Source organism: Janibacter sp. Soil728 (assembly GCF_001428305.1).
GTDB lineage: Bacteria > Actinomycetota > Actinomycetes > Actinomycetales > Dermatophilaceae > Janibacter.
In genome coordinates this window covers 373,764-395,547 of record NZ_LMRZ01000003.1, presented here as the reverse complement: position 1 = coordinate 395,547, position 21,784 = coordinate 373,764, and the positions used below count along the sequence as shown (strand labels likewise).

Here is a 21,784-nt window from a genome sequence, read left to right as displayed (position 1 = left end):
CTAGCAGGCACCGCCAAGGCGCGGACCCGCGAGCGGGGCAGACCTCTGGGCTCCCCCCCCCAGATGGGAACCCCCGATCCAGCCACCCCTCTCGGAAGGGGCCAGCAGTCATGGCCCGCTGGCCGTGAGGCCGCGGGCTGTGCTGGACACGTAGGCCGCTGATCAGACGGTGGTCTACGTGCTGCCGTGTGCCTGTCACACACGGCCGATGGGACTTCGCAGGCGGCTACTGGTTACTGGCGTCTAGAGCCGTGATGGGAGACGACGCGGGCCGGGTGGCCCTGGCGCGCACACGGACCCGTGAGAGGCCGTGTGGACGCCGGAGAGCCCGGAGGGTGGCCGCGCGAGCCGAAGGGGGAGGGACGACCCGCGCGGCCGGTCTAGGTGGTCGCCACGCCCTCGCTCGGGTCCGGCGAGGCGCCGATCAAAGTGCCGTCGACACTTTGATCGAGCAGGCGCGCGGCACGGTCCCGCTCGTCGCCGGGTGGCGCGTGCTCGACGTAGTGCCGCAGCGCGGTGCGTTCTGCTGCCCGCATGGACGCGTGGACGGTCTGTGGTGGCTGGTCACAGGAGCAGTCGACGTAGGCGCGCACAGGGCCGTGTGTGACCCGCAGGAAGTGGCCGGCGATCGGTTCGAGCTGCTGACTCACCGCTGGCCCCCCTTCGTCCGGTCTGCCCACACCTCGAGCGCCACCGATGCGACGACGAGCGCGAGCACGCCGAGCCATACGCCGACGACGACGCCGAGCACGCTCACGGCTGACCCCCTTCGTCTGCTGCGTCCGCGGCCATCGTCAGGGCCAGCGCGAGGTGCCGTGCACGCTCTGGGGTCAGGCCCCGCTCGACGTCCTCGGGGACGAAGATCGCCACGTCCTGACCGAGGCCCTGCGTCATGCTGAGCGTGATGTTGCTACGCGCGTAGATGAGGCCGACGTGGTGCGCCGGATCGTTCACCGGGTGACCGCCAAGGCACCACCCAGGGCAGTCCTGCTGCTCGATGCGGGCCATGAGGTCCGAGGGCTTCACGCCGAGCAGACGGCAGAACCGGTCGAGATCGTCCACGGTCAGGTTGGCCGGCACCTCGACATCGTGGCCATGCTCGATGAGCGCGCCCTCGAGGGCCACGACGAGCCGCGCCGTCTGGTCGGCTGCGGTGCTCATCGGGTCACCTCGAGGAAGCAGGTGACCGCGACGACGACGAGCGCGCCGAGCAGTCCGATGTTCTGGGATGCGGCAACGGCCGCGGGTAGGGTGAACATGCGCGAGACCTCCAGTGTCTGCGTCACGCCCCCGGATGTTTGCGCATCGCGGGGGCATCCTCTAACCGAGGATATTTCGACCCACAGCGCTCGGAAACGATGCGCTCTAACGGCTAGGAGTCCGAACGGTGCACAGCGCTAACGCCCGCCCATTCGAGAAGTTCCTCGGCGGCAGCTGAGCGTCGTCGACATGACCTCGCCCACCCTCCACGCGGTCTCCTCCGGTGACTCAGGTCCCCGGATCGCCTTCTGCCACGGACTCTTCGGGCAGGGGCGCAACTGGAACCAGATCGCCAAGGGGCTGGCCGACATCGCTCGGCCGACGCTGCTGGACATGCCCGACCACGGGCGCTCAGGGTGGACCGAGCGCTTCGGCTACGTCGCCGCTGCCGACACCGTCGCGGACACCTTGCGCGGCATCGACCCGGACGAGCCGTGGATCGTCGTCGGGCACTCGATGGGCGGCAAGATCGCGATGCTCCTCACCCTGCGTCACCCCGAGCTGGTGTCCCGGCTGTGCGTCGTCGACATCTCCCCGGCGGCCACGACGAGCTTCACCGAGTTCGAGACCTACATCGCGGCAATGCAGGCCATGGACCTCGACGCGATCGAGTCGCGCGCCGACGCCGATGCCGCCATGCAGGAGGCCGCGCCGGACCCGGGGGTCCGGGGATTCCTCCTGCAGAACCTCCGCCGCGAAGGGAGTGGCTGGCGCTGGCAGCCCAACCTCGAGGTCATCGGTCGGGACATCGCCACGATCGGCGGGTGGCCGCAGGACGAGATCGCGGGACTGCCTCCCTTCGACGAGCCCGTGCTGTGGCTCTCGGGCGAGCGCTCGCGGTACGTCACGCAGGAGGACCAGGCGCAGATGAGACGCCTCTTCCCGCGAGTGCGGCTCGTCACCGTCAAGGACGCCGGGCACTGGGTCCACTCGGAGCAGCCCGAGGTGACCATCGCCGCGCTGCGGGCGCTCACCACGTCTGACCGCTGACGCCACGATGTGATGAGGTGGAGGTGTCCGGCGCCCACCGGACCCTCCCACCGGAAGGACTCGTCATGTCTCGCATCGCCATCATCGGCGGGCACGGCAAGATCGCCCTGCTGCTCGCGCCGCTCCTCGTCGAGGAGGGCCATTCGGTCACCTCCGTCATCCGCAACCCCGACCACGCCTCCGAGGTCCAGGAGGCCGGCGCGACGCCCGTCGTCGCCGACGTCGAGCAGCTCGACGTCGCAGGCATCGCCGAGGTCATCGCCGGCCACGACGCCGTGGTGTGGTCTGCCGGCGCGGGCGGCGGCGACCCGCAGCGGACCAAGGACGTCGACCAGGACGCGGCGATCCGCTCCATGGACGCCGCGGTGGCGGCCGGGGTCCAGCGCTACGTGATGGTCAGCTACTGCGGCGCCGGAAGCGACCACGGCGTGGATCCCACCACCCCGTTCTTCGCCTACGCGCAGGCCAAGGCTGCTGCCGACGAGCACCTGCGCGCGAGCGAGCTCGACTGGACCGTCCTCGGCCCGAGCGGACTGACCCTCGACCCGCCCACCGGATCGATCGCGGTCGGACGCGAGGGCAGCGGCAAGGTCTCGCGCGCCAATGTCGCCCGGGTCATCGCAGCGACGTTGCGCGCCAACGCGACCAGCCGACGGACCATCGAGTTCCACGACGGCTCCACGCCCATCGACGACGCGATCGGCTGATCCTTCGAGACGCTCGCGGGGTGAGCTCCTGCGGCGCCGTCGTCGACGTTTCGGGTTAGCCTGCGGCCATGGCTGATGTGCTGCACGTCACTGGCGAGGTTCTCATCTCCGAGCAGGAGAGCGTCCCTGAGGTGTGGGTGATCGACGGCAAGGTCTCCTTCACCCCGCCCACGAGCGGTGACGTGGAGACAGTGAGCGGGTTCGTCCTGCCGGGCTTCGTCGATGCCCACTGCCACGTCGGCCTCGACGCGCACGGGGCGGTCGACGACGCGACGAGCGAGGCCCAGGCCGTGGCCGACCGCGACGCGGGCACCCTGCTCATCCGGGACGCCGGCTCACCTGCCGACACCCGCTGGATCGACGAGCGTGACGACCTGCCCAAGATCATCCGGGCCGGGCGGCACATCGCGCGGACCAAGCGCTACATCCGCAACTTCGCGCACGAGGTCGAGCCGGAGCAGCTCGTCTCCCGCGTGCGGGCCGAGGCGCGCGCGGGTGACGGCTGGGTCAAGCTCGTCGGTGACTGGATCGACCGCGGCGTGGGGGACCTCGCGCCGTGCTGGCCGCGCGAGGTCCTCGTCGAGGCCATCGCCGCCGCCCACGAGGAGGGTGCGCGGGTGACGGCGCACTGCTTCGGCGAGGAGTCGCTCGCGGACTTCGCGGCCGCCGGCACCGACTGCATCGAGCACGCGACCGGGCTGGTGCCCGAGACGATCTCGACCTTCGCCGAGCAGGGCATCGCCATCGTGCCGACCCTCGTCAACATCGAGACCTTCCCCCAGATCGCGGCCCCCGCGGCCGACAAGTTCCCCGACTACGCCCGCCACATGCTGCAGCTCCACGAGCGGCGCTTCGAGACGATCGCTGCCGCCCACGATGCCGGTGTCCCGATCTACGTGGGCACCGATGCCGGTGGCTCCCTCCCTCACGGTCTCGTCGCGCAGGAGATGGAGCTGCTCGTGCGAGCGGGCTTCTCGATGACCGAGGCGCTCGCCGCCGGGACCTGGTCCTCACGGACCTGGCTCGGTCGTCCCGCCATCGCCGAAGGGGAGGACGCCGACCTCGTGGTCCTCGCCGAGGACCCCCGAGAGGACGTGCGGGCCTGTGGCACACCCGAGCACGTGATCCTGAGGGGCGCTCGTGTCGGGGGACGCTGACGGCTCGAACCCGGGCGCCCGGAGGGCTCACCGTTGATCAGCCGGTCGTCGCTTCCCGGGTTGACGCCATGACCGACCTGTGGCGCGACCCGCTCAACGACCTGTCACGCCCGATGGCGATCGTGCTGGCCGCACTCATGGCCCCTGTGGGTGCCTTCGTCGGCGTTGTCGTCGCGATCACCATCGGGGACCGCGAGCCCTCGGGCGCGGCCTTCGTCGTCCCGGTGCTCGCGATGGGTGTGCTCGTGGGGGTCGTTGCGTGGTACGTGGTCACCTTGATGCGCCACGACGCTCGGCTCACCCGCGCGCTCGCCGACGGCAATGCCGAGGTCGTGAGTGGCCGGGTGCAGGGGCGGACCGTCCCCGGCCGGGTCGTCCAGAGCCTCCCCGATCGCTCGGGCAGCGTGGTCGGCGCGGTCGGTCACCCACACTCCGGGACCGGGCGCCGCGTGCTCGCGACTGTCTTGGCCCCTGCCGGCCCTCGTCGGGTGGCCGCACTCGTGCCCGACCACGTCCCCGTGCGCAGGGGGACGGCCCTGCCGCTCGTCCTGCATCCGACCCGGCGTGATGTCGCCGTCCTGGACACCCGTGTACCCCCGGCCGAAGTCGCCGTCGGAGATGCCGATCCGCGATGGTCGGGGCGGCTGCCGACGCACTCGTCGGTCACCGGCGGCTGGGCGTTCAAGCTCGCGACGGCCCTCGCGTCGTTGGCAGTCTTCGCGGTGCTCTCGGCGGTCGTCACGATCTTCACCGGAGCCGAGGACCGGTACGCCTCGGCCCCGACGACAGCGACCACGGTCGACGTGGCCCAGGCAGCATCGCATCACGCCCCGACGAGGTAGGTCCGCCCGCGCTAGGCGGGGTCGCCGACCAGCTCTCGCTCCGCCTCGGGGGAGTCCGCCGATGCGGCCACCTCGGCCCGGTGCGCGCGCAGGCTGTAGAGCACGGCACTGACCCAGACGACCACGACGAGGACGTGGACGAGCCACGTCGCGCCACCGGAGAGCCCGAGGCCGTCCGTGCCGATGATCGTGCGGGCATTGGTCAGGACGATGATCCCGCCGACGAGCGAGCCGAGGATGCGCGGCGGGATCGTGCGCACGATCCACGCTGCGATGGGGGCTGCGATCGCGCCACCGATGAAGAGCATGGCGACCCATGAGAACTTGATGCCCTGCGATCCGAGTGCGGCGAGGAAGCCGATGCTCGCGGCGACGGAGACGAGGAACTCGCTCGTGTCGATCGAGCCGATGACCTTGCGCGGCTCAAGCCGACCGCTCGCGAGGATCGCCGGGGTGCCGACGGGACCCCACCCGCCGCCGCCGGTCGCGTCGACGAAGCCGCCGAAGAGGCCCAGGGGGGTGAGGAAGCGCTTGCGCAGAGGAGTGCCGAGGCGGTCCTTGCGCAGGCCCTTGAAGGTGAAGCGGACCAGGACGTAGAGACCGAGCGCCAGCAGGATGCCGGACATCAGCGGCTTGGCGGTCGAGGTGTCGAGGCTGGAGAGGAAGGTCGCGCCGGCGAAGGCGCCGATGGCGCCGGGGACGCCGATCTTGAGCACCACGGGCCAGTCGACATTGCCGAAGCGCCAGTGCGAGGCGCCCGAGACGAGGGTCGTGCCGATCTCGGCGAGGTGCACGGTGGCCGAGGCGGCGACGGGGTTGGTGCCGATGGCGAGCAGGAGGGTGGTCGTCGTCACGCCGTAGGCCATGCCGAGTGACCCGTCGACGAGCTGGGCGAGCAGGCCGACGATGGCCAGGAGGACGAGCTTGCGCATACGGAGGACTCTTTTCCGTGAGGAGTGTGCGGCGCGACGGGCGAGACGATCTCCCACCCGTTGTGCAGGAGTTTGATCCAACGTTTGCTTATGGGTCAAGTAACGCCGCGTTATGTCTCACGACGTGGGCGGTCGGGACGCCCGCGAGCCGGGATACTGGGGGGCATGGACATCTCGGCCCGGTCGGACTATGCGGTCCGCGCGATGCTCACCCTCGCGGCCTCCGGCGAAGGGGGGACCCCGGTCTCCGTCGTGCGGCTGGCCGCCGAGCAGGAGCTGCCGCGCAAGTTCCTCGAGGCGATCCTCGCGGACCTGCGTCGCGCGCAGCTCGTCACGAGCCGCATGGGGGCCAACGGTGGGTACCGGCTCGCGCGGCCGGCGGACGAGATCGCGGTCGGCGACGTCATCCGCGCCGTCGACGGTCCCCTCGCCGAGGTCCGTGGGGAGCGGCCGCAGGCGACGAGCTACGACGGCGCGGCCGCGCACCTGCCGACGCTGTGGGTCGCCGTGCGCTCCAGCGTCCGGTCGGTCCTCGACGGCACGAGCCTCGCCGACGTGCTCGCGGGCGACTTCCCCGATGCCGTCCGGACGGCCGTCGCCGCGCCCGGTGCCTGGGAGAACCGCTGACCGGCGACGCAGGGGAGGCCACCGTGACGGTGGCCTCCCCTGCGTGCTCGATCTGCGTCAGAGAGCGCCCTTGCGCCACGGGCCGGTGATGGCCAGCGTGATGCCCGGGGTCTGGATGTTGGCGAACATCCAGTTGCCGTTCTTCGGCTCGAAGGTGGAGCCGCACCACTCGGACCCGACGTAGTTGCCGGCCTTGACGGTGCTCCCGGCGAGGTTGTCGCTCGGCAGGACCACGGTGTTCTGGGCGAAGGGGAAGATCTCGCCCGTCGCGGTCAGACCGTGCAGGTACTCGCTCCCGCTGCCGTCCTCGCACAGCACGATGCCACCGCGCGGGGAGACGCTGATGTTGTCGGGGTTGTTGAGCGTCTGAGCGCTCGGCGAGGCGATGAGGACGGTGAGGGTCTCCGTCTTGGGGTCGTACTCGAAGACCTGTCCCTGCTTGGCCGGACCGCCGCTCGTGGAGACGATGTAGGCGCGGTCGTTGCCCCACCAGGCCCCTTCGAGGCGGGCGAACTGCGCGCCGCCCTTGGCGATGCCCTGCCGCACCGTGCTGGTCTCGCCGCGGCCCGGGTCGGGCTGGTCGATGGTGACCCAGGACAGGTCGGTGTAGGTGGTACCGGTTGCGTCGGAGTACGTCTGGCGCGTCGCCGAGCCGATGGCGAGCATCTGCAGCTCGCCGCCGTCGGCGAGCGTGCCGGGGGTCTTCGGGAGGAAGCGGTAGAGGCCGGAGGGCGTCGCGTCCTCGGTGAGGTAGACGATGCCCGTCGAGGGGTCGATGCAGGTCGCCTCGTGGGAGAAGCGGCCCATCGCCGTGAGCGGGACACCATTGCTCATGCCCTTGGTCGGCACCTCGAAGACGTAGCCGTGGCGGGTGCCGTCGGCCGAGATGTGCGTCGTCTCCTCGCAGGACAGCCACGTGCCCCACGGGGTCGGGCCGCCCGCACAGTTGGTCCGGGTGCCGGCGAGCGAGGCGTAGGACTCGACGAGCTCGCCCTTGTCCGGGTCGAAGACGAGGGTGGTCGTGCCACCGCCGGCCTCGAGGGCGTCGTACGCGGGCGAGGCGAAGGCGGGTCCGCCGCCGACCTCGTGGTTGCGCACGAGGCGGACCAGGTCGCCGTCGCGGAAGGCCGCCATGCCGTCGTGCGCTCGGGGGGTGCGCAGGCCGTCGGACATCAGCGAGCCCGTCCAGCCGAAGCTGACGTACTCGAAGCCCTTGGGCAGCGTGATCAGCTCGAGGCCGGTCGTCTGGTCCTTCGTCGGGCGCAGCGGCCCGTAGTCGGGTCCGAAGGGGGCGCGGGCCATCGGGGCGGCACCGGCGGTGCGTGCGCCGAGGGCGCCCAGCGGGCCGAGGGCCGCGAGGGCGGCCGCGCCCTGGATGATCGTGCGGCGCTGGACGGAGGGGGAGTGCTCGGTACTCACGGAAATGCTCTCCTTGATCAGGGGTCGTCTCCGGGCAAGGGGACCGGGACGGGCTCAGCCAAGTCGGGGTGAGCGACGTCACGGTGACCGCGAGAGCAACTGCCGGGGCCCTGCGGGTGACGCTTCGTCGTCCTGTTTTGGCCCTGCGGCGCCCCCGTGGAAGAATCCCCTGCGTACCCGTCCGCGCCGGTGATCTCTCCTGCGCGCCGGATGCCTACACCCCGAGCCCGATACCCCGTGCGACCAGCGCACGGTCTCGCCGTGCTCATGACTGAAGGGACCACTCACGTGGCCGTCAAGATTCGCCTGAAGCGTATGGGCAAGATCCACAAGCCGTTCTACCGTGTCGTCATCATGGACTCGCGCGCCAAGCGCGATGGCCGGGCGATCGAGGAGATCGGTCAGTACCACCCCACCGAGGAGCCCTCGGTCATCAAGATCGACGGCGAGCGCGCCCAGCACTGGCTCTCCCAGGGCGCCCAGCCCACCGAGGCCGTCGCCGCGCTGCTGAAGATCACCGGTGACTGGCAGAAGTTCAAGGGCGAGCCCGGCGCCGAGGGCACCCTGAAGGTCAAGGAGCCCAAGACCTCCAAGAAGGACCTCTACGAGGCTGCCCTCGCGTCCTCCGACAAGGAGGGTGCCGAGCACGAGGCCATCACGGCGAAGAAGAAGGCCGCCAAGGAGGCCGCTGACAAGAAGGCCGCCGACGCGAAGGCCGCCGAGGAGAAGGCTGCGGCCGACGCCAAGGCTGCCGAGGACAAGGCTGCCGCCGAGGCCGACGCCACCTCCGAGGACGCCGCTGCGTCCTCTGACGAGGCCGAGACCACCACCGAGGCCTGAGATGCTCGACGAGGCGCTCGAGCACCTGGTCACCGGCATCGTCGATCACAAGGACGATGTCGTCGTCCGGAGCAAGAACCTGCGTCGCGGAGAGATCCTCGAGGTGCGCGTGCACCCCGATGACCTCGGTCGCGTCATCGGTCGCTCCGGCCGGACCGCTTCTGCGCTGCGCACCGTTCTCGGTGCGCTCGGCGGCGGCGACAACGTGCGGATCGACATCGTCGACACCGACCGAGAGCGCTGAGACCCAGCGCTGACCTCTGGTCGAATGGCCGCCATCCCCACGGGGAGGGCGGCCATTCGCCATGTCGGGGCCCGGCTGCATAGGTTGTCCCGCATGAGTCGCACCGATGGCCACGTGGTCGCCCGCATCGGCAAGCCCCACGCCCTGCGCGGTGAGGTCACCGTGCAGCTGCACACCGACGACCCGGAGGCACGCTTCGTGCCCGGGGTCGTCTTCGACACCCGAGCCCAGGAGGGAACCGGCGTGCCCCGCCAGCTGACGCTCGCCACGACCCGCGTGCACCAGGGCGTCTGGCTGCTGGGCTTCGAGGGCATCCCCGACCGCACGGGCGCCGAGTCGTTGCGCGGTACCCGCCTGGTGCTCGCCCTGGACCAGCCGGACCCGACGCGGGACGACGAGGGCTGGTACGAGGAGGACCTCGTTGGCCTGCAAGCGGTCGACCCCTCCGGTCGGGTCCTGGGCGAGGTCATCGCCCTGGAGCTCGGCGCCGCCCAGGACCGGCTCCGGCTGCGCCGCCCCGACGGCACGGAGGCTCTCGTCCCCTTCGTCGAGGAGATCGTCCCCGAGGTCGACCCCGAGGCCGGCCGCGTCGTCGTCGACGCGCCCCCCGGGCTGCTCGACCTCGATGTGAAGGGGGACTGACTCGGTGCGCATCGACGCGGTCTCGATCTTCCCGGAGTACCTCGAAGCCCTGGACATCTCGCTCATCGGCAAGGCCCGACGGGACGGACTGATCGACCTGCGGGTGCACGACCTGCGCGGCTTCGCCCACGACCGGCACCGCACGGTCGACGACACCCCCTACGGCGGGGGAGCAGGCATGGTCATGAAGGCCCAGCCGTGGAGCGAGGCGCTCACCCACGTGCTCGACTCCGCGGACGAGGCCACGGGAGCGGCCCCGGTGCTGATCGTCCCGGGACCCGGCGGTGAGCGCTTCAGCCAGGCGATGGCCAAGGAGCTGGCCCAGGCACCCTGGCTCGCCTTCGCGTGTGGGCGGTACGAGGGCATCGACGAACGCGTCTACGAGTGGGCCGGCGACCGCATGGAGGTGCGGGTCGTGTCGCTCGGGGACTACGTGCTCAACGGCGGTGAGGTCGCCGTCCTGGCCATGGTCGAGGCCATCGGTCGGCTCCTGCCGGGGGTCGTCGGCAACGCCGAGTCCCTCGTCGAGGAGTCGCACGAAGGGGGGTTGCTCGAGTACCCCATCTACACCAAGCCGTCGTCCTGGACGGATGCCGCCGGCGTGGAGCGATCCGTGCCGGAGGTCCTCCTCGGCGGCAACCACGGCGCCATCGCGCAGTGGCGGTACGAGCAGCGGCTGGCCCGCACGGCGGCCCGCCGTCCCGACCTGCTGACCGCAGCGGCCACGACCAGGGAGCTCTCGGGTCTCGAGCACTCCGTGGCCGGGCGCGGGGATGCTGCGGAGCTGGCGGTGCTGCAGAAGGCCTGCTGGATCGAGATGGTGACGCCGGAGCAGCACTGGTGGGGCGCTCCTGCCGAGGACGCGGCCACGGTGGCCGACACCCTCGAGCAGTGGAGCACCCATCTCTTCAGGTCTGAAGGACGCCTCGTGGGGTCGGTGCGGGTGCGGCGGGATCCGCAGGAGCCGACCACCTGGCAGATCGGCCGACTCATGATCGCTCCGGACCTGCAGGGGCGTGGGCTCGGTCGGGCGCTCCTCGCGCATGCCGAGGCGCTGGCCCCGACCGATGTCACGACGCTGTGGCTCAACACCGGCGCCGACCAGCCGCGACTGCTGAAGATGTACAAGAAGGCGGGCTATCGCGTCGCGGGGCCCGGTGAGGGACCCGGCACGGTCGACCTCACCCGACGCCTGCGTCGCTGACGGGCCGACGACCTCACGAGCAGCCGGGCACCCACAGGCGCAGCGCGACCTCGAGGAGGAGCGTGCCGAGGAGTGCGCCCGTCAACCAGAGCCACCCACGGGCCCGGTGCGCGAGAGAGAGCAGGGCGACGGGGATCGCGATGATCATGGCGATGGCCGGCAGGCCGAGCTGCACGATCGGCCACAGCAGGTCCGTCCCGCTGCAGATGCTCCCATCGGGCTGGCCGATCGCCACCAGGCCGTGGACGCGCGACGCGAGGACGGCCGCTGCCGGAGCGATGAGGAGCAGCGTCAGCAGGCTGCTCACGAGGTGGCGGTCAGGGGCTTCGTCCTCGATCGGGCGAGACGGTGCATCATCGCGATTTCTGGTCACGCGCTCCCCTCTGGCAGAATCGGACATTGCGCTCAACGACACCGCCCCTGCCACAGGGGGAGTGCCGAGACCCGGGCCCGCACAGTGTGCGGGTCCACCCCACGGCACGCGGCGGTGGGCGCGACTCCTCACACACTACTGACGAGGGCGGACGGCCTGTGGCGTTCGCAAGAAAGCGACAGCGCCATGCAGCGTTTCGACGAGATCGACAAGGCGTCCCTGCGGGACGACATCCCCGAGTTCCGGGCCGGCGACACCGTCAAGGTCCACGTCAAGGTCATCGAGGGCAGCCGCTCCCGTGTCCAGCTCTTCCAGGGCATCGTCATCCGTCGCCACGGCGGCGGCGTCGGCGAGACCTTCACCGTCCGCAAGGTCTCCTTCGGCGTCGGCGTGGAGCGGACCTTCCCGCTGCACACCCCGGTCATCGAGAAGATCGAGGTCGCCACCCGTGGTGACGTCCGCCGCGCCAAGCTGTACTACCTGCGCAACCTGCGCGGCAAGGCTGCTCGCATCCGCGAGCGTCGCGACACCCCCGCGAACTGACCCTCGCCAGCGTGCGGGCCTAGGCTGACCCCGATGTCGACCGAGCCCACGCAGCAAGACTCCTCGACCCCCGCCGGACCTCCGGCGGGGGTCGACGTGCGTCCCGCACGCCGTCTCCTGGTCGAGATCGCGGTGGCGGTGCTGCTCGTCATGCTCGTGCGCATCTTCGTCATGGAGTCCTTCCACGTGCCGAGTGCCTCGATGGCGCCGACGATCGCTGCCGGGGACCGGGTGGTGGTCACCAAGATCGGCGCCTCCCACGTCGAGCGGGGCGATGTCATCGTCTTCGACGGGACCACGACCTTCGCCGCGGCCGACCGCACCCCCTTCGTCTCGGACGGGCTCATCGGCACGGTCCTGTCCGGCGCTGCGTCGGCCCTGTCCATCGACCTCGGTGAGCAGGACTTCCTCAAGCGGGTGGCCGGCGTCGGTGGGGACCACGTGACGTGCACGCCGGCGGGCGGTCTGTTGGTCAACGACGAGGCCGTCGCCGAGCCGTGGCTCGCGCCTGGCACCGCGGCCTGCGACACCCCCTTCGACGTCGTGGTCCCGCAGGGGCGCCTCTTCGTCCTGGGGGACAACCGCAGCGACTCGGCCGACTCCCGCGCCCACCTCGGCGATCCGGGCGGCGGCATGGTGCAGGTGGACGATGTCGTGGGCCATGTGTCGTGGCGCTACTGGCCCCTCGACCGCATCGGTGGCCTCGGCTCCTGAGCAGGGTCGTCAGGACACGGGCCCCGTGCTCACGTCCGCGAGGACCGCGAGCGCGCATACTGGGGGCCGAGATGCCCGACCTGCCGGGCGCGCTAGAGGAAGAGACCCGTGGCACACGATCCTGATTCGGCTCACGCAGAGGCCGAGGACTCTCACAAGGACCGTGCCCGCGAGGAGAGGGTCCGTGATGAGCGGGGCGCCGGAGCGCGGCTGGGGGGTGCCGTGCGGGAGACCGTCGTCGTCCTCGCGATGGCGCTGACCCTCTCCTTCGTCGTCAAGACCTTCCTCATCCAGGCCTTCTTCATCCCGAGCGAGTCGATGCAGAACACGCTGCTCGTGGGTGACCGGGTCGTCGTCTCCAAGCTCACTCCGGGCCCCTTCGAGCTCAAGCGGGGTGACGTCGTGGTCTTCGCCGACCCGGGTGACTGGCTCAGCCCCGTCCAGGTGACCAACCGCGGTGCCGTGCTCAACGGCCTGCGAGACGCGATGATGTTCGTCGGCCTGCTGCCCGACACCTCGGAGGGACACCTCATCAAGCGAGTCATCGGCATGCCCGGGGACCACGTGCAGTGCTGCGACGCCGAGGGCCGCCTGCTCGTCAACGGCGAACCCGTCGAGGAGTCCGCCTACCTCAAGCCCGGAGTCAACCCGAGCGACATGGAGTTCGACATCACGGTGCCCAGCGGCCGTATGTGGGTCATGGGCGACAACCGCAGCGACTCCTCGGACTCTCGTTACCACGACCCCGGTGGCACCGGCAGCGACGGATCCGTGCCCCTCGATCTCGTCGTCGGCAAGGCCGTCGTCACCGTGTGGCCCTTTGACCGCACGGGGCGCCTGTCGACCCACGACGATGTCTTCTCCCAGGTGCCGGACGCGGGGAGCAACCGCTCCCTCGGCCTGCCGGTGCGCGAGCTGCACTCGTCGTGACGACCGACCGTCGAGCCACCCGTTCGGGGCGCCCCAGCCTGCGCGTCGAGCGTGAGCTGCAGCGGGCCGGGCACCGTGTGCTCGCCGGGATGGACGAAGTGGGGCGGGGCTCGTTGGCGGGCCCGGTGAGCGTCGGGGTCGTCGTCATCGACGAGACCTGCCGCACCGCTCCTGCCGGCGTGCGCGACTCCAAGCTGCTGACCCCCGCGGCCCGGGTGGCGATGGTCCCTCGCCTGCGGCGGTGGGCGCTCGCGCACGCCGTGGGCCATGCCCTGCCGGCCGAGATCGACGAGGTCGGCATCATCGCCGCACTGCGTCTCGCGGGGACGCGGGCGTTGGCGCAGCTGGACGTCGTCCCCGACCTCGTGCTGCTCGACGGCAACCACGACTGGTTGACCGACCCGCAGGAGGCCGGCCTCTTCGCCGAGCTCGGGAGCGGGGCATCGATCCCACCGGTGCGCACGATGATCAAGGCCGACATGCGGTGCAGCAGCGTCGCTGCCGCCAGCGTCCTGGCCAAGGTCGAGCGGGACCAGCAGATGGTGGAGCTCGCGAGCGTCCACCCCCACTACGGCTGGGCGGACAACAAGGGCTACTCGGCGAGCGTCCACATGGACGCCCTGCGGGTGCACGGGCCGTGCGTCGAGCATCGACGGTCCTGGTCGCTCCCGGGCGTGACCCCGGCTGCTGGTGGCAGCACCTCGGTGGGAGATGATGTGGACGGATCGGTCGAGGGCCACCTCCTCGCCGACACGGTGAGCGAAGGGAGGTCCCGGTGAGCTCGGAGGACCTTGAGAAGTACGAGACCGAGATGGAGCTGGCGCTCTACCGCGAGTACCGCGACGTCGTGCACCTCTTCAGCCACGTCGTCGAGACCGAGCGGCGTTTTTACCTGGCCAACAGCGTGGACGTCACGGTGCGCGGCGAGGGCGTCGAGGTCTACTTCGAGGTGACGATGCAGGACGCCTGGGTGTGGGACATCTACCGGCCGGCGCGCTTTGCCAAGCAGGTGCGGGTGGTCACCTTCAAGGACGTCAACGTCGAGGAGCTCGCCAAGTCCGAGCTGGAGATGCCAGAGGGCGGCTTCTGACCGGTCCACAGCCCCACCCCTGAGCTCAGCGTCGTCCCCAGCTCGACGAGGGGACTCCCGACCACCGTTCTGCGGCCCTTGACTGGGTGTCGGAGGTGGTCACCGATGACCCGCACGAGGATCGATGCGCAGCCCACACGAGCCAGCGTGGGAGCCGATGGTGAGGCCTTTGCCGAGCGCCATCTGACGCGAGCCGGCATGCAGGTGCTGGACCGCAACTGGCGGTGCAGCACGGGGGAGATCGACCTGGTCCTGCGCGACGGGGACACCATCGTCGTCTGCGAGGTCAAGACTCGGCGCAGCCGCGCCTTCGGTGAGCCGATAGAGGCCATCACCCGGGCCAAGATGAGTCGACTGCGGCGGCTCGCCGGACGATGGCTCGCGGAGCACGAGGTCTCCTCCCGCGGGGTGCGCATCGACATCGTCGCCCTGCACCGTGACCCCGCGGGCAACTACGCCGTCACCCATGTCGTGGGGGCGTGACGATGAGCGTCGGTGTGACCCGTGGTGTCGCCCTGCGCGGCATCTCCGGACACCTCGTCGACATCGAGTGCCACGTGGGCCAGGGGCTACCCTCCTTCGAGATCAGCGGGCTGCCCGACACCGCCCTGCGCCAGGCCCCGCAGCGGGTACGTGCGGCCACGATCTCTGCAGGATTCTCCCTCAACTCACGCCAGCTGACCTTCAACCTGTCACCGGCAGCGATCCCCAAGCACGGCACCGGCTTCGACCTCGGCATCGCGGTGGCGGCACTCGCCGCCTGCGGTGAGCTACCGGCAGATGCGGTGCGCCCTGTCGCACACCTGGCCGAGCTCGGCCTCGACGGACGACTGCGCCATGTCGCCGGCGTGCTGCCGGCCGTCCTCGCGGCACAGCGTGCGGGCTGCGAGCAGGTGGTCGTCGCTCCCGACGACGTGGCGGAGGCCCAACTGGTCGAGGGTGTGCGCGTCTGCACCGCGCAGACTGTGGAGGAACTCGTGCGCGGTTACGGGCAGACGGCGCGCGGCGGCAGCTTCCCCGAGGCGGCCGTCGCCCCGCCCTCGGTCCCTGGCGGCGAGATCGGCGGGCGACGACTGGACCTCGCTGATGTCTCCGGTCAGCACGAGGCGCGGGCGGCGCTCATGCTGGCGGCTGCGGGCGGGCACCATGTCCTGCTCAACGGTCCTCCTGGGTCGGGCAAGACGATGCTCGCCGAGAGGCTGGTGACGATCCTGCCGCCGCTGACCCGGGAGCAGGCCCTGCAGACCCTCGCGGTGCGCTCGCTCGTCGGTGCGATGCCGACCTCGGGCATCGACCTGCAGCCTCCCTTCGTCGCCCCGCACCACTCGGCCAGCGTCGCGGCCCTCGTGGGTGGCGGGACAGGAGTCGTGCTGCCCGGCGCGGTGTCCCAGGCGCACCACGGGGTGCTCTTCCTGGACGAGGCAGCAGAGTTCGGCGGCGCGGTGCTGCAGGCGCTGCGTCAACCACTGGAGTCAGGGCAGGTGGTCATCGCCAGGGCCCGTGAGCAGGTGGTCTACCCGGCGCGGGTGCAGCTCGTGCTGGCTGCCAACCCGTGCCCCTGCGGGGAGGGCCATGGCAAGGGACTGCTCTGCCGTTGCCGGCCGACCGAGCGGCGTGCGTATGCGGCCCGGTTGAGCGGACCGCTGCTCGATCGTGTCGACATCCAGGTGCAGGTGCCCAAGGTCAGCCTGGCCGAGCTGCACGAGGCCCCCTCGGACTCGAGTGCAGCGGTGGCCGAGCGAGTGCTGCTCGCGCGCGCCGCCCAGGGTCGCCGGTGGGAGGCGCACGGGTGGCAGCTCAACAGCCAGGTGCCGGGCCCGGTCCTGCGTCGTGCACCGTGGCGGCTCCCTTCCGCCACGACCGCGACCCTGGACCGCGCTCTCGACCTCGGCCAGGTGACCCTGCGGGGCTATGACCGTGTCCTGCGCCTGGCCTGGACGAGCGCTGACCTCAACGGCCGTCCGACACCGAGTCCTGCGGACGTGGGCCTCGCCCTCATGTACCGGACCCAGGGCGCGGTGGCGGCATGAGCAGGCGGGGCGGTTCCCAGCCCAACCCGGCCGAGGTGGCCCGGGCGCACGCGCAGGTGGGGACCGACGAGCGACGTGCCAGGGTCGCGTGGTCGCGGGTGCTGGAGCATCGCCGCGAGCGGGCCAGCGATGCTCGCCTGGAGCTGCTGGGCGAGGTGATGCGCATCGGCCATGTCGAGGCCTGGCACCGCCTCGTCGATGACGATCTGCCCCGGTGCTCGAGCGCCCGGGCCCACGTGGCCGCCGTCGATGTCGAGGCCGAGCTGGACCGGGTGACCCGACGGGGAGCGAGGGTGGTCATCCCCGGTGACGCCGACTGGCCGTCGAGCCTGTCCCACCCGGACATCGAGCCACATCTGCTCCACGTGCGCGGGCAGGGCTGCCTCGGCGATCTCGCCGCCCGGGCCGTCGCCGTCGTGGGCTCGCGCGCGAGCACGGGCTACGGCGAGGCCATCGCCCGCGAGCTCGGGGCAGGTCTGGCCCATCGCTCCTGGTCCGTTGTGTCGGGGGCGGCGTACGGCATCGATGCCGCCGCCCACCAAGGGGCGCTGGCGGTGGACGGCTCCGCCATCGCGGTGCTGCCCTGCGGTCCTGACCGTGCCTACCCGGAAGGCAACCGACGTCTCATCGACGCCGTGGCCGAGCGTGGGGTGGTCGTCACGGAGCTGGCGACCGGCACGGTGGCCATGCGTCACCGGTTCCTGGCTCGCAACCGGATCATCGCCGCGCTCGGGGCGGCCACCATCGTCGTGGAGGCGGGGCTGCGCTCGGGCTCGCTCAACACCGCGGGCTGGGCGGAGTCGCTCGGACGGCCCGTCGGGGCCGTCCCCGGACCGGTGACGCAGATGTCCTCGGCCGGCTGCCACGAGTGGATCCAGAAGGGGCGCGCCTCACTGGTGACCGACGCCGCAGACGTGCTCGCCCTGGCCGCGCGCGTCGGTGATGCGCTCGATCAGCCGGTCGAGCAGCTGGGACCGGCGCGGGAGCTCGATGCCATGACGACTGCGCAACGACGCATCCACGACCTGCTCAGCGCTCGCTCGGGCCGGTCCCCGGGCGCAGTTGCCCACGAGCTCGTCCTCCCCGTGGAGGAGGTGCTCGCCGAGCTGTCGGTGATGTCCTTGGAGGGGTGGGCGGGACAGGACGACGAGGGCGGCTGGCGTCGAGGACCCGGGCCGTCGTGACGGGTCGCTCCGTCGGGGTCGGCCGGGCTCGTGGGACGGTGGTGGGGTGAGCACGACGCAGACGCCGCAGGAGACGCCCACCCCTACCTGGGTGACGGGCTGCGTCGACGACTTCGTCGCCCATCTGGAGCATGAGCGTGATCGGTCCGAGCACACGATTCGGGCCTACGCGGCCGACGCACGTGCCTGTCTCACCTGGTGTGCGCGCGACGGCAGCGACGCTCTCGGCGACATCACCCTGCAGCAGCTGCGGGCCTGGCTCGGCACCCTCGCCGCCGCCGGCGCCGCTCGCGCCACACTGTCCAGACGGTCCGCGGCAGTCCGGACCTTCTTCGCCTGGGCACGTCGCACCGCCCGGCTCGAGACGGACCCGGCGCTGCGGCTGGCCTCACCCAAGCGTCAGCGCACCCTGCCGGACGTCCTCAGCCGCGAGAGCGCGACGAGCGTGCTCGACGTCGCCGCGGTCGCGGCGGACGACGACGACCCGATCCACCTGCGCAACCGAGCGGTGCTCGAGATGCTGTACGCGACGGGTATCCGCGTCGGCGAGCTGACCGGTCTCGACGTCGATGACGCCGACCGCGCGCGCCGGGTGGTGCGGGTCTTCGGCAAGGGACGCAAGGAGCGGATCGTCCCCTACGGGGCACCCGCGGACGAGGCGCTGGGGGATTGGCTCGAGCGGGGGCGCCCACGGGTGGTCACGGCCGCCTCGGGACCGGCCCTCTTCCTGGGGCGTCGTGGTCGTCGGGTCGACCCTCGGCAGGTGCGCGAGGTCGTCCACGCACTCCTCGCGCACGTCCCCGACGCCCCGGACGTCGGACCGCACGGGCTGCGCCACTCGGCGGCGACCCACCTGCTCGAGGGTGGGGCCGATCTGCGGATGGTCCAGGAGCTGCTCGGCCACTCCTCCCTGGCCACCACCCAGATCTACACCCACGTCTCCCTCGACCGGCTGCGCCGCAGCTACGGTCAGGCGCACCCGCGCGCCTGACCGTGGGTGGAGGTCGACGCGCGGACGATTCGTCGGCGGGTGCACCTCCACCGGCGGGGACGAGGTCAGACCGAGGGCACCGGCAGCAGGATGACCCGCCGGGCGCCGAAGAAGGTCAGGGGATCCAGATAGGTCGGACCCCGCTTGGCGCCGAGGTGCAGGCAGGTCGCGGGGGAGCAGTGACCAGCCTCCTCACCGACCCGGCCGATGGCCTCGCCCTGCTCGACGTGGTCGCCCACCCGAGCGGTCGAGTCGACCGGCTCGTAGGTGCTGCGGACCCCGCTCGTGTGCGTCACGGTCACGGTTCCTCGCCCGGCGATGCGACCGCGATGTGTCACCACCCCGGTGTCGACGGACGTGACGCTCTCGCCCACGGCTGCCGTGAGGTCGATGCCCCGATGGCCGGGTCCCCACTGCTCCTCCGGTGCGTCGAAGGGGGCGACAAGCGCTGGTCGGGTGCCGCCTCCCACCGGCCACGACCACCGAGCCTCGGCCGTCTGTGGTGGCGGCCCGACGAGGGCTCCCGCGAAGAGGAGGGCGAGGAAGGGTGCGCTGATCATGGTGCCCAGCGTCCGCCCTTCGTCCGGACCGGCTGCGCCACGAGCCCGGCCTGTGGACGGGAGCGGAGGGGGCGATCGACCTGTGGATCAGCCGGTGAAGGCGGCCAGCCGTCGGCACGCCTCTTCGAGCACCTCGTCCTTCTTGCAGAAGGCGAAGCGCACGAGCGTGGCCGTGTCGCTCGGGTCGTCGCAGAAGACGGAGACCGGTACCGCCGCGACCCCGGCGGCGGCCGGCAGGTCCAGGCACCACTGGAGGGCATCGGTGACGCCGAGTGGCGCGGCATCCGCCACGACGAAGTAGGTGCCCTGCGAGGGGCGCACTGCAAGCCCCGCCGCACTCAGGCCCGCGACGAGGAGGTCGTGCCGGGCGCGCAGCGAGTCGCGCAGGTCCTCGAGCGGCCGGGGTCCCATCCGCAAGGCGTGGGCGACGGCGTGCTGGAGGGGGGACGCGGTCGTGAAGGTCAGGTACTGACGGACCACCTGCGCGGCCCGCACGAGCTCGGCCGGCCCACTGAGCCAGCCGACCTTCCACCCCGTGACGGAGAAGAACTTGCCCGCCGACCCGATCGTCAGCGTGCGCTCCCACATCCCGGGCAAGGTGGCGATCGGTGTGTGCGTCACCCCGAAGGTCAGGTGCTCGTAGACCTCGTCGCTGATCACCCAGGCGTCGTGGCGACGCGCGAGATCGGCGATGACCTCCAGCTCCTCGAGGGTGAAGACCTTGCCGGTCGGGTTGTGCGGACTGTTGACGATGACGACGCGGGTGCGCTCGGAGAAGGCGGCGGCCAGGTCGCCGGCATCGAGGGAGAGGTCCGGCCAGCGCAGCGGCACGGACCGCTTGACCCCGCCGGCGAGCGCGATGACGGCCGAGTAGCTGTCGTAGGAGGGCTCGAGCACGACGACCTCGTCGCCGGGGGAGACGAGGCCGAGGATCGAGGCGGCGATCGCCTCGGTCGCCCCCGAGGTCACGAGCACCTCGTCCGCCGGGTCCGGGCGAAGGGAGTGGTGGTGCGCCTGGTGATCGGCGATCGCCTCTCGCAGCGCCGGGATCCCGATCGACGGCGGGTACTGGTTGTGTCCCGAGGAGATCGCCTGGCGGGCGGCCTCGAGGACCTCGCTCGGGCCGTCGGTGTCGGGGAAGCCCTGGCCGAGGTTCACCGCGTCGTGCTCGAGCGCGAGCGCCGACATGGTGGCGAAGATCGTCTCGCCGAAGGGTCGCATCCGGGTCACCAAGGGTTCGGTCATGGCTGTGACCCTACGGAGTGGAGCGCTCGGGCTCGAGCGCCTCGCCCCTTCGGATGGCAAGCCAGGCCAGAGTGAGCATCAGTCGGTCCCGGGGGACGTCGAACGAGTAGCCGGTGAGGCCCTCGATGCGCTTCATCCGGTAGAGGACCGTGTTGCGGTGGCAGACGAGGGCCTCGGCCGCTCCGGACGCGGAGCCGCCGTGACGCACCGCGGCGCCGAGGGTCTCCAGCAGCGCCTGACGGGTCGCTCCCGTCAGGTGCAGCACGGGCGCGATCGTCTCCTCGACGAGGAGGGAGGCCAGCTCGGGGCTCCCTGCGACGATGGCCTCCGGCAGGTGGTCGACGATGTCGGCGACGCCGTCGCTCGACGGGGAAAGGGTCGTGGCCGCGGTCAGCGCGTGGTGATAGGCGGCGACGACCCCGGTCAGACCGTCCCGGCAGGTGGCGGTGCCCACGCGGCCTCTCACGGAGCGCGCCATGACCTCCCGCAACCGGCCCCAGTCGTCTGGGGATCCCGACGCGATCCCCACGGCATGCTCCCCGTGCATCCACCAGCAGGACGTGTAGCCCGCGTTCAGCAGGCGCTCGCTCGCGAGCGAGGGGGAGGAGAGTTGCTGACGGGGGAGCCACACGAGGCACAACAACTCGGAGTCGGCGCCCAGACCGAGCACACGGCGCGCCTCGGCGGCGAACTCAGGGTCGGAGCCGCGACCCTGCAGCAGCGCGGAGAGCACCTCCTCCACCCGGGCTGCGTCCTGATCGTGCAGCGCCAGCTCCTCGCGGCGGTACCTCTCCCGCACGATCTGGCTCTGGGTGTCGAGGTCGCTCCACAAGGTCTGGCCGGTGCTCAGGAGGGCCGCGGGATCGACACCCAGCGTCTGGCCGCTCTCCACCAGTGCGTCCCACAGCAGCCGGGTGCCGAGGGTGTACGAGTGCAGCACGACCGCGAGGGGAACACCCTGCCGGGCTCGTCGTTGCCCGGTCTCGCGCCACAGGTCGACGGCCTTGCGGCGCGCCTCCGGCTGGTCGGCCAGCATGAGGATTCCGTCGCGGATGTGGGCACGGATGCTGGCGCGCAGATCGGCTCGGACCTCGTCGCCGGCCGACCCGTAGGACGCCTCCTCGGTCGCGAGCAGCTCGTCGGTGATGGCATCGGCGATCGCGTTGGACCTCGGCAGCAGGGCTGCCGCCGCCCTGGCCATCTGCTCGCGGTGCGTCTCATCCATCGAGGGGGTCCGTCTTCATGAGGGGGTGGCGCGCG

Annotated in this window: 26 protein-coding genes; 18 read left to right on the top strand and 8 right to left on the bottom strand. The window is 71.3% G+C overall.

Features of this window, described 5'->3' with window-relative positions; genetic code table 11:
- Nucleotides 1-380 precede the first annotated feature (380 nt).
- A complete protein-coding gene (locus tag ASG73_RS06060; protein ID WP_055992325.1) occupies nucleotides 381-650 on the bottom strand; it encodes a hypothetical protein in 270 nt (89 codons plus the stop codon).
- Nucleotides 651-753: 103 nt separating this feature from the next.
- The gene (locus ASG73_RS06055; RefSeq protein ID WP_055992322.1) at nucleotides 754-1,161 is read right to left on the bottom strand and encodes a hypothetical protein; all 408 of its coding nucleotides are present in this window, start codon (nucleotides 1,159-1,161) and stop codon (nucleotides 754-756) included.
- A gap of 288 nt (nucleotides 1,162-1,449) precedes the next feature.
- Here ASG73_RS06055 and ASG73_RS06050 point away from each other — a divergent pair, with 288 nt between their 5' ends.
- The 4 genes from ASG73_RS06050 (at nucleotide 1,450) to ASG73_RS06035 (ending at nucleotide 4,956) form a co-directional block, all read left to right on the top strand.
- Nucleotides 1,450-2,250, top strand: a complete 801-nt coding sequence (locus tag ASG73_RS06050) for an alpha/beta fold hydrolase (protein WP_055992319.1) — start codon at nucleotides 1,450-1,452, stop codon at nucleotides 2,248-2,250.
- A gap of 65 nt (nucleotides 2,251-2,315) precedes the next feature.
- On the top strand, nucleotides 2,316-2,957 hold the full coding sequence (locus ASG73_RS06045) for an SDR family oxidoreductase (RefSeq protein WP_055992316.1): 642 nt from the start codon (nucleotides 2,316-2,318) through the stop codon (nucleotides 2,955-2,957).
- A 68-nt stretch (nucleotides 2,958-3,025) separates the two neighbouring features.
- Nucleotides 3,026-4,114 (top strand): amidohydrolase family protein, encoded by a 1,089-nt coding sequence (locus ASG73_RS06040; protein ID WP_055992313.1) that lies wholly within the window; start codon nucleotides 3,026-3,028, stop codon nucleotides 4,112-4,114.
- A 68-nt stretch (nucleotides 4,115-4,182) separates the two neighbouring features.
- Complete coding sequence (locus ASG73_RS06035) at nucleotides 4,183-4,956, top strand: hypothetical protein (RefSeq protein WP_055992310.1); 774 nt, start codon at nucleotides 4,183-4,185, stop codon at nucleotides 4,954-4,956.
- 11 nt (nucleotides 4,957-4,967) lie between these two features.
- Here ASG73_RS06035 and ASG73_RS06030 read toward each other — a convergent pair whose 3' ends face one another.
- Complete coding sequence (locus ASG73_RS06030; RefSeq protein WP_055992308.1) at nucleotides 4,968-5,888, bottom strand: sulfite exporter TauE/SafE family protein; 921 nt, start codon at nucleotides 5,886-5,888, stop codon at nucleotides 4,968-4,970.
- Between the two features lie 165 nt (nucleotides 5,889-6,053).
- On the opposite strand from ASG73_RS06030, the gene ASG73_RS06025 reads away from it, so the two are divergent.
- Nucleotides 6,054-6,515 carry an RrF2 family transcriptional regulator gene (locus ASG73_RS06025; protein ID WP_055992305.1) on the top strand — a complete coding sequence of 154 codons (462 nt, stop codon included), beginning with the start codon at nucleotides 6,054-6,056 and terminating at the stop codon, nucleotides 6,513-6,515.
- 57 nt (nucleotides 6,516-6,572) lie between these two features.
- On the opposite strand, the gene ASG73_RS06020 is transcribed toward ASG73_RS06025, so the two are convergent.
- Nucleotides 6,573-7,934 carry an alkaline phosphatase PhoX gene (locus tag ASG73_RS06020; protein WP_055992302.1) on the bottom strand — a complete coding sequence of 454 codons (1,362 nt, stop codon included), beginning with the start codon at nucleotides 7,932-7,934 and terminating at the stop codon, nucleotides 6,573-6,575.
- A 267-nt stretch (nucleotides 7,935-8,201) separates the two neighbouring features.
- Here ASG73_RS06020 and rpsP point away from each other — a divergent pair, with 267 nt between their 5' ends.
- From rpsP to trmD, 4 genes are all read left to right on the top strand, one after another.
- On the top strand, nucleotides 8,202-8,774 hold the full coding sequence (gene rpsP, locus ASG73_RS06015) for a 30S ribosomal protein S16 (RefSeq protein WP_442905334.1): 573 nt from the start codon (nucleotides 8,202-8,204) through the stop codon (nucleotides 8,772-8,774).
- 1 nt (nucleotide 8,775) lies between these two features.
- Nucleotides 8,776-9,018: an RNA-binding protein gene (locus ASG73_RS06010; RefSeq protein ID WP_055992297.1), complete on the top strand. Its 243-nt coding sequence runs from the start codon at nucleotides 8,776-8,778 to the stop codon at nucleotides 9,016-9,018.
- Nucleotides 9,019-9,111: 93 nt separating this feature from the next.
- Nucleotides 9,112-9,660 (top strand): ribosome maturation factor RimM, encoded by a 549-nt coding sequence (gene rimM, locus ASG73_RS06005; RefSeq protein ID WP_055992295.1) that lies wholly within the window; start codon nucleotides 9,112-9,114, stop codon nucleotides 9,658-9,660.
- Between the two features lie 4 nt (nucleotides 9,661-9,664).
- Nucleotides 9,665-10,864, top strand: a complete 1,200-nt coding sequence (gene trmD, locus ASG73_RS06000; RefSeq protein ID WP_055992292.1) for a tRNA (guanosine(37)-N1)-methyltransferase TrmD — start codon at nucleotides 9,665-9,667, stop codon at nucleotides 10,862-10,864.
- 13 nt (nucleotides 10,865-10,877) lie between these two features.
- Here the strand turns inward: trmD and ASG73_RS05995 are convergent, their stop codons facing one another.
- Complete coding sequence (locus ASG73_RS05995; protein WP_055992289.1) at nucleotides 10,878-11,171, bottom strand: hypothetical protein; 294 nt, start codon at nucleotides 11,169-11,171, stop codon at nucleotides 10,878-10,880.
- 252 nt (nucleotides 11,172-11,423) lie between these two features.
- Between ASG73_RS05995 and rplS the strand changes: the two genes are divergently transcribed.
- The 9 genes from rplS to ASG73_RS05950 all read left to right on the top strand — a co-directional run bounded on the left by rplS (nucleotide 11,424) and on the right by ASG73_RS05950 (nucleotide 18,719).
- On the top strand, nucleotides 11,424-11,780 hold the full coding sequence (gene rplS, locus ASG73_RS05990) for a 50S ribosomal protein L19 (protein ID WP_055992286.1): 357 nt from the start codon (nucleotides 11,424-11,426) through the stop codon (nucleotides 11,778-11,780).
- A gap of 33 nt (nucleotides 11,781-11,813) precedes the next feature.
- A complete protein-coding gene (lepB, locus tag ASG73_RS05985) occupies nucleotides 11,814-12,494 on the top strand; it encodes a signal peptidase I (RefSeq protein ID WP_082567039.1) in 681 nt (226 codons plus the stop codon).
- Nucleotides 12,495-12,602: 108 nt separating this feature from the next.
- On the top strand, nucleotides 12,603-13,424 hold the full coding sequence (lepB, locus tag ASG73_RS05980; RefSeq protein ID WP_055992283.1) for a signal peptidase I: 822 nt from the start codon (nucleotides 12,603-12,605) through the stop codon (nucleotides 13,422-13,424).
- Nucleotides 13,421-14,203: a ribonuclease HII gene (locus ASG73_RS05975; protein ID WP_055992280.1), complete on the top strand. Its 783-nt coding sequence runs from the start codon at nucleotides 13,421-13,423 to the stop codon at nucleotides 14,201-14,203. Before lepB (ASG73_RS05980) ends, ASG73_RS05975 begins: the two co-directional genes overlap by 4 nt.
- Entirely contained in the window at nucleotides 14,200-14,514 is a 315-nt protein-coding gene (locus ASG73_RS05970; protein ID WP_055992277.1) for a DUF2469 domain-containing protein, read from the top strand. Before ASG73_RS05975 ends, ASG73_RS05970 begins: the two co-directional genes overlap by 4 nt.
- Before the next feature lie 105 nt (nucleotides 14,515-14,619).
- Nucleotides 14,620-14,997 carry a YraN family protein gene (locus ASG73_RS05965; protein ID WP_055992274.1) on the top strand — a complete coding sequence of 126 codons (378 nt, stop codon included), beginning with the start codon at nucleotides 14,620-14,622 and terminating at the stop codon, nucleotides 14,995-14,997.
- 2 nt (nucleotides 14,998-14,999) lie between these two features.
- Complete coding sequence (locus ASG73_RS05960; protein WP_055992792.1) at nucleotides 15,000-16,544, top strand: YifB family Mg chelatase-like AAA ATPase; 1,545 nt, start codon at nucleotides 15,000-15,002, stop codon at nucleotides 16,542-16,544.
- A complete protein-coding gene (dprA, locus tag ASG73_RS05955; protein ID WP_156466160.1) occupies nucleotides 16,541-17,728 on the top strand; it encodes a DNA-processing protein DprA in 1,188 nt (395 codons plus the stop codon). Before ASG73_RS05960 ends, dprA begins: the two co-directional genes overlap by 4 nt.
- Nucleotides 17,729-17,774: 46 nt before the next feature.
- Nucleotides 17,775-18,719, top strand: a complete 945-nt coding sequence (locus ASG73_RS05950; RefSeq protein ID WP_082567038.1) for a tyrosine recombinase XerC — start codon at nucleotides 17,775-17,777, stop codon at nucleotides 18,717-18,719.
- Nucleotides 18,720-18,784: 65 nt separating this feature from the next.
- Here the strand turns inward: ASG73_RS05950 and ASG73_RS05945 are convergent, their stop codons facing one another.
- From ASG73_RS05945 to ASG73_RS05935, 3 genes are all read right to left on the bottom strand, one after another.
- Nucleotides 18,785-19,279: a murein hydrolase activator EnvC family protein gene (locus ASG73_RS05945; RefSeq protein ID WP_055992266.1), complete on the bottom strand. Its 495-nt coding sequence runs from the start codon at nucleotides 19,277-19,279 to the stop codon at nucleotides 18,785-18,787.
- 87 nt (nucleotides 19,280-19,366) lie between these two features.
- Nucleotides 19,367-20,524, bottom strand: a complete 1,158-nt coding sequence (locus ASG73_RS05940; protein ID WP_055992264.1) for a pyridoxal phosphate-dependent aminotransferase — start codon at nucleotides 20,522-20,524, stop codon at nucleotides 19,367-19,369.
- A 10-nt stretch (nucleotides 20,525-20,534) separates the two neighbouring features.
- Complete coding sequence (locus ASG73_RS05935; RefSeq protein WP_055992261.1) at nucleotides 20,535-21,749, bottom strand: PucR family transcriptional regulator; 1,215 nt, start codon at nucleotides 21,747-21,749, stop codon at nucleotides 20,535-20,537.
- Between the last annotated feature and the right edge of the window lie 35 nt (nucleotides 21,750-21,784).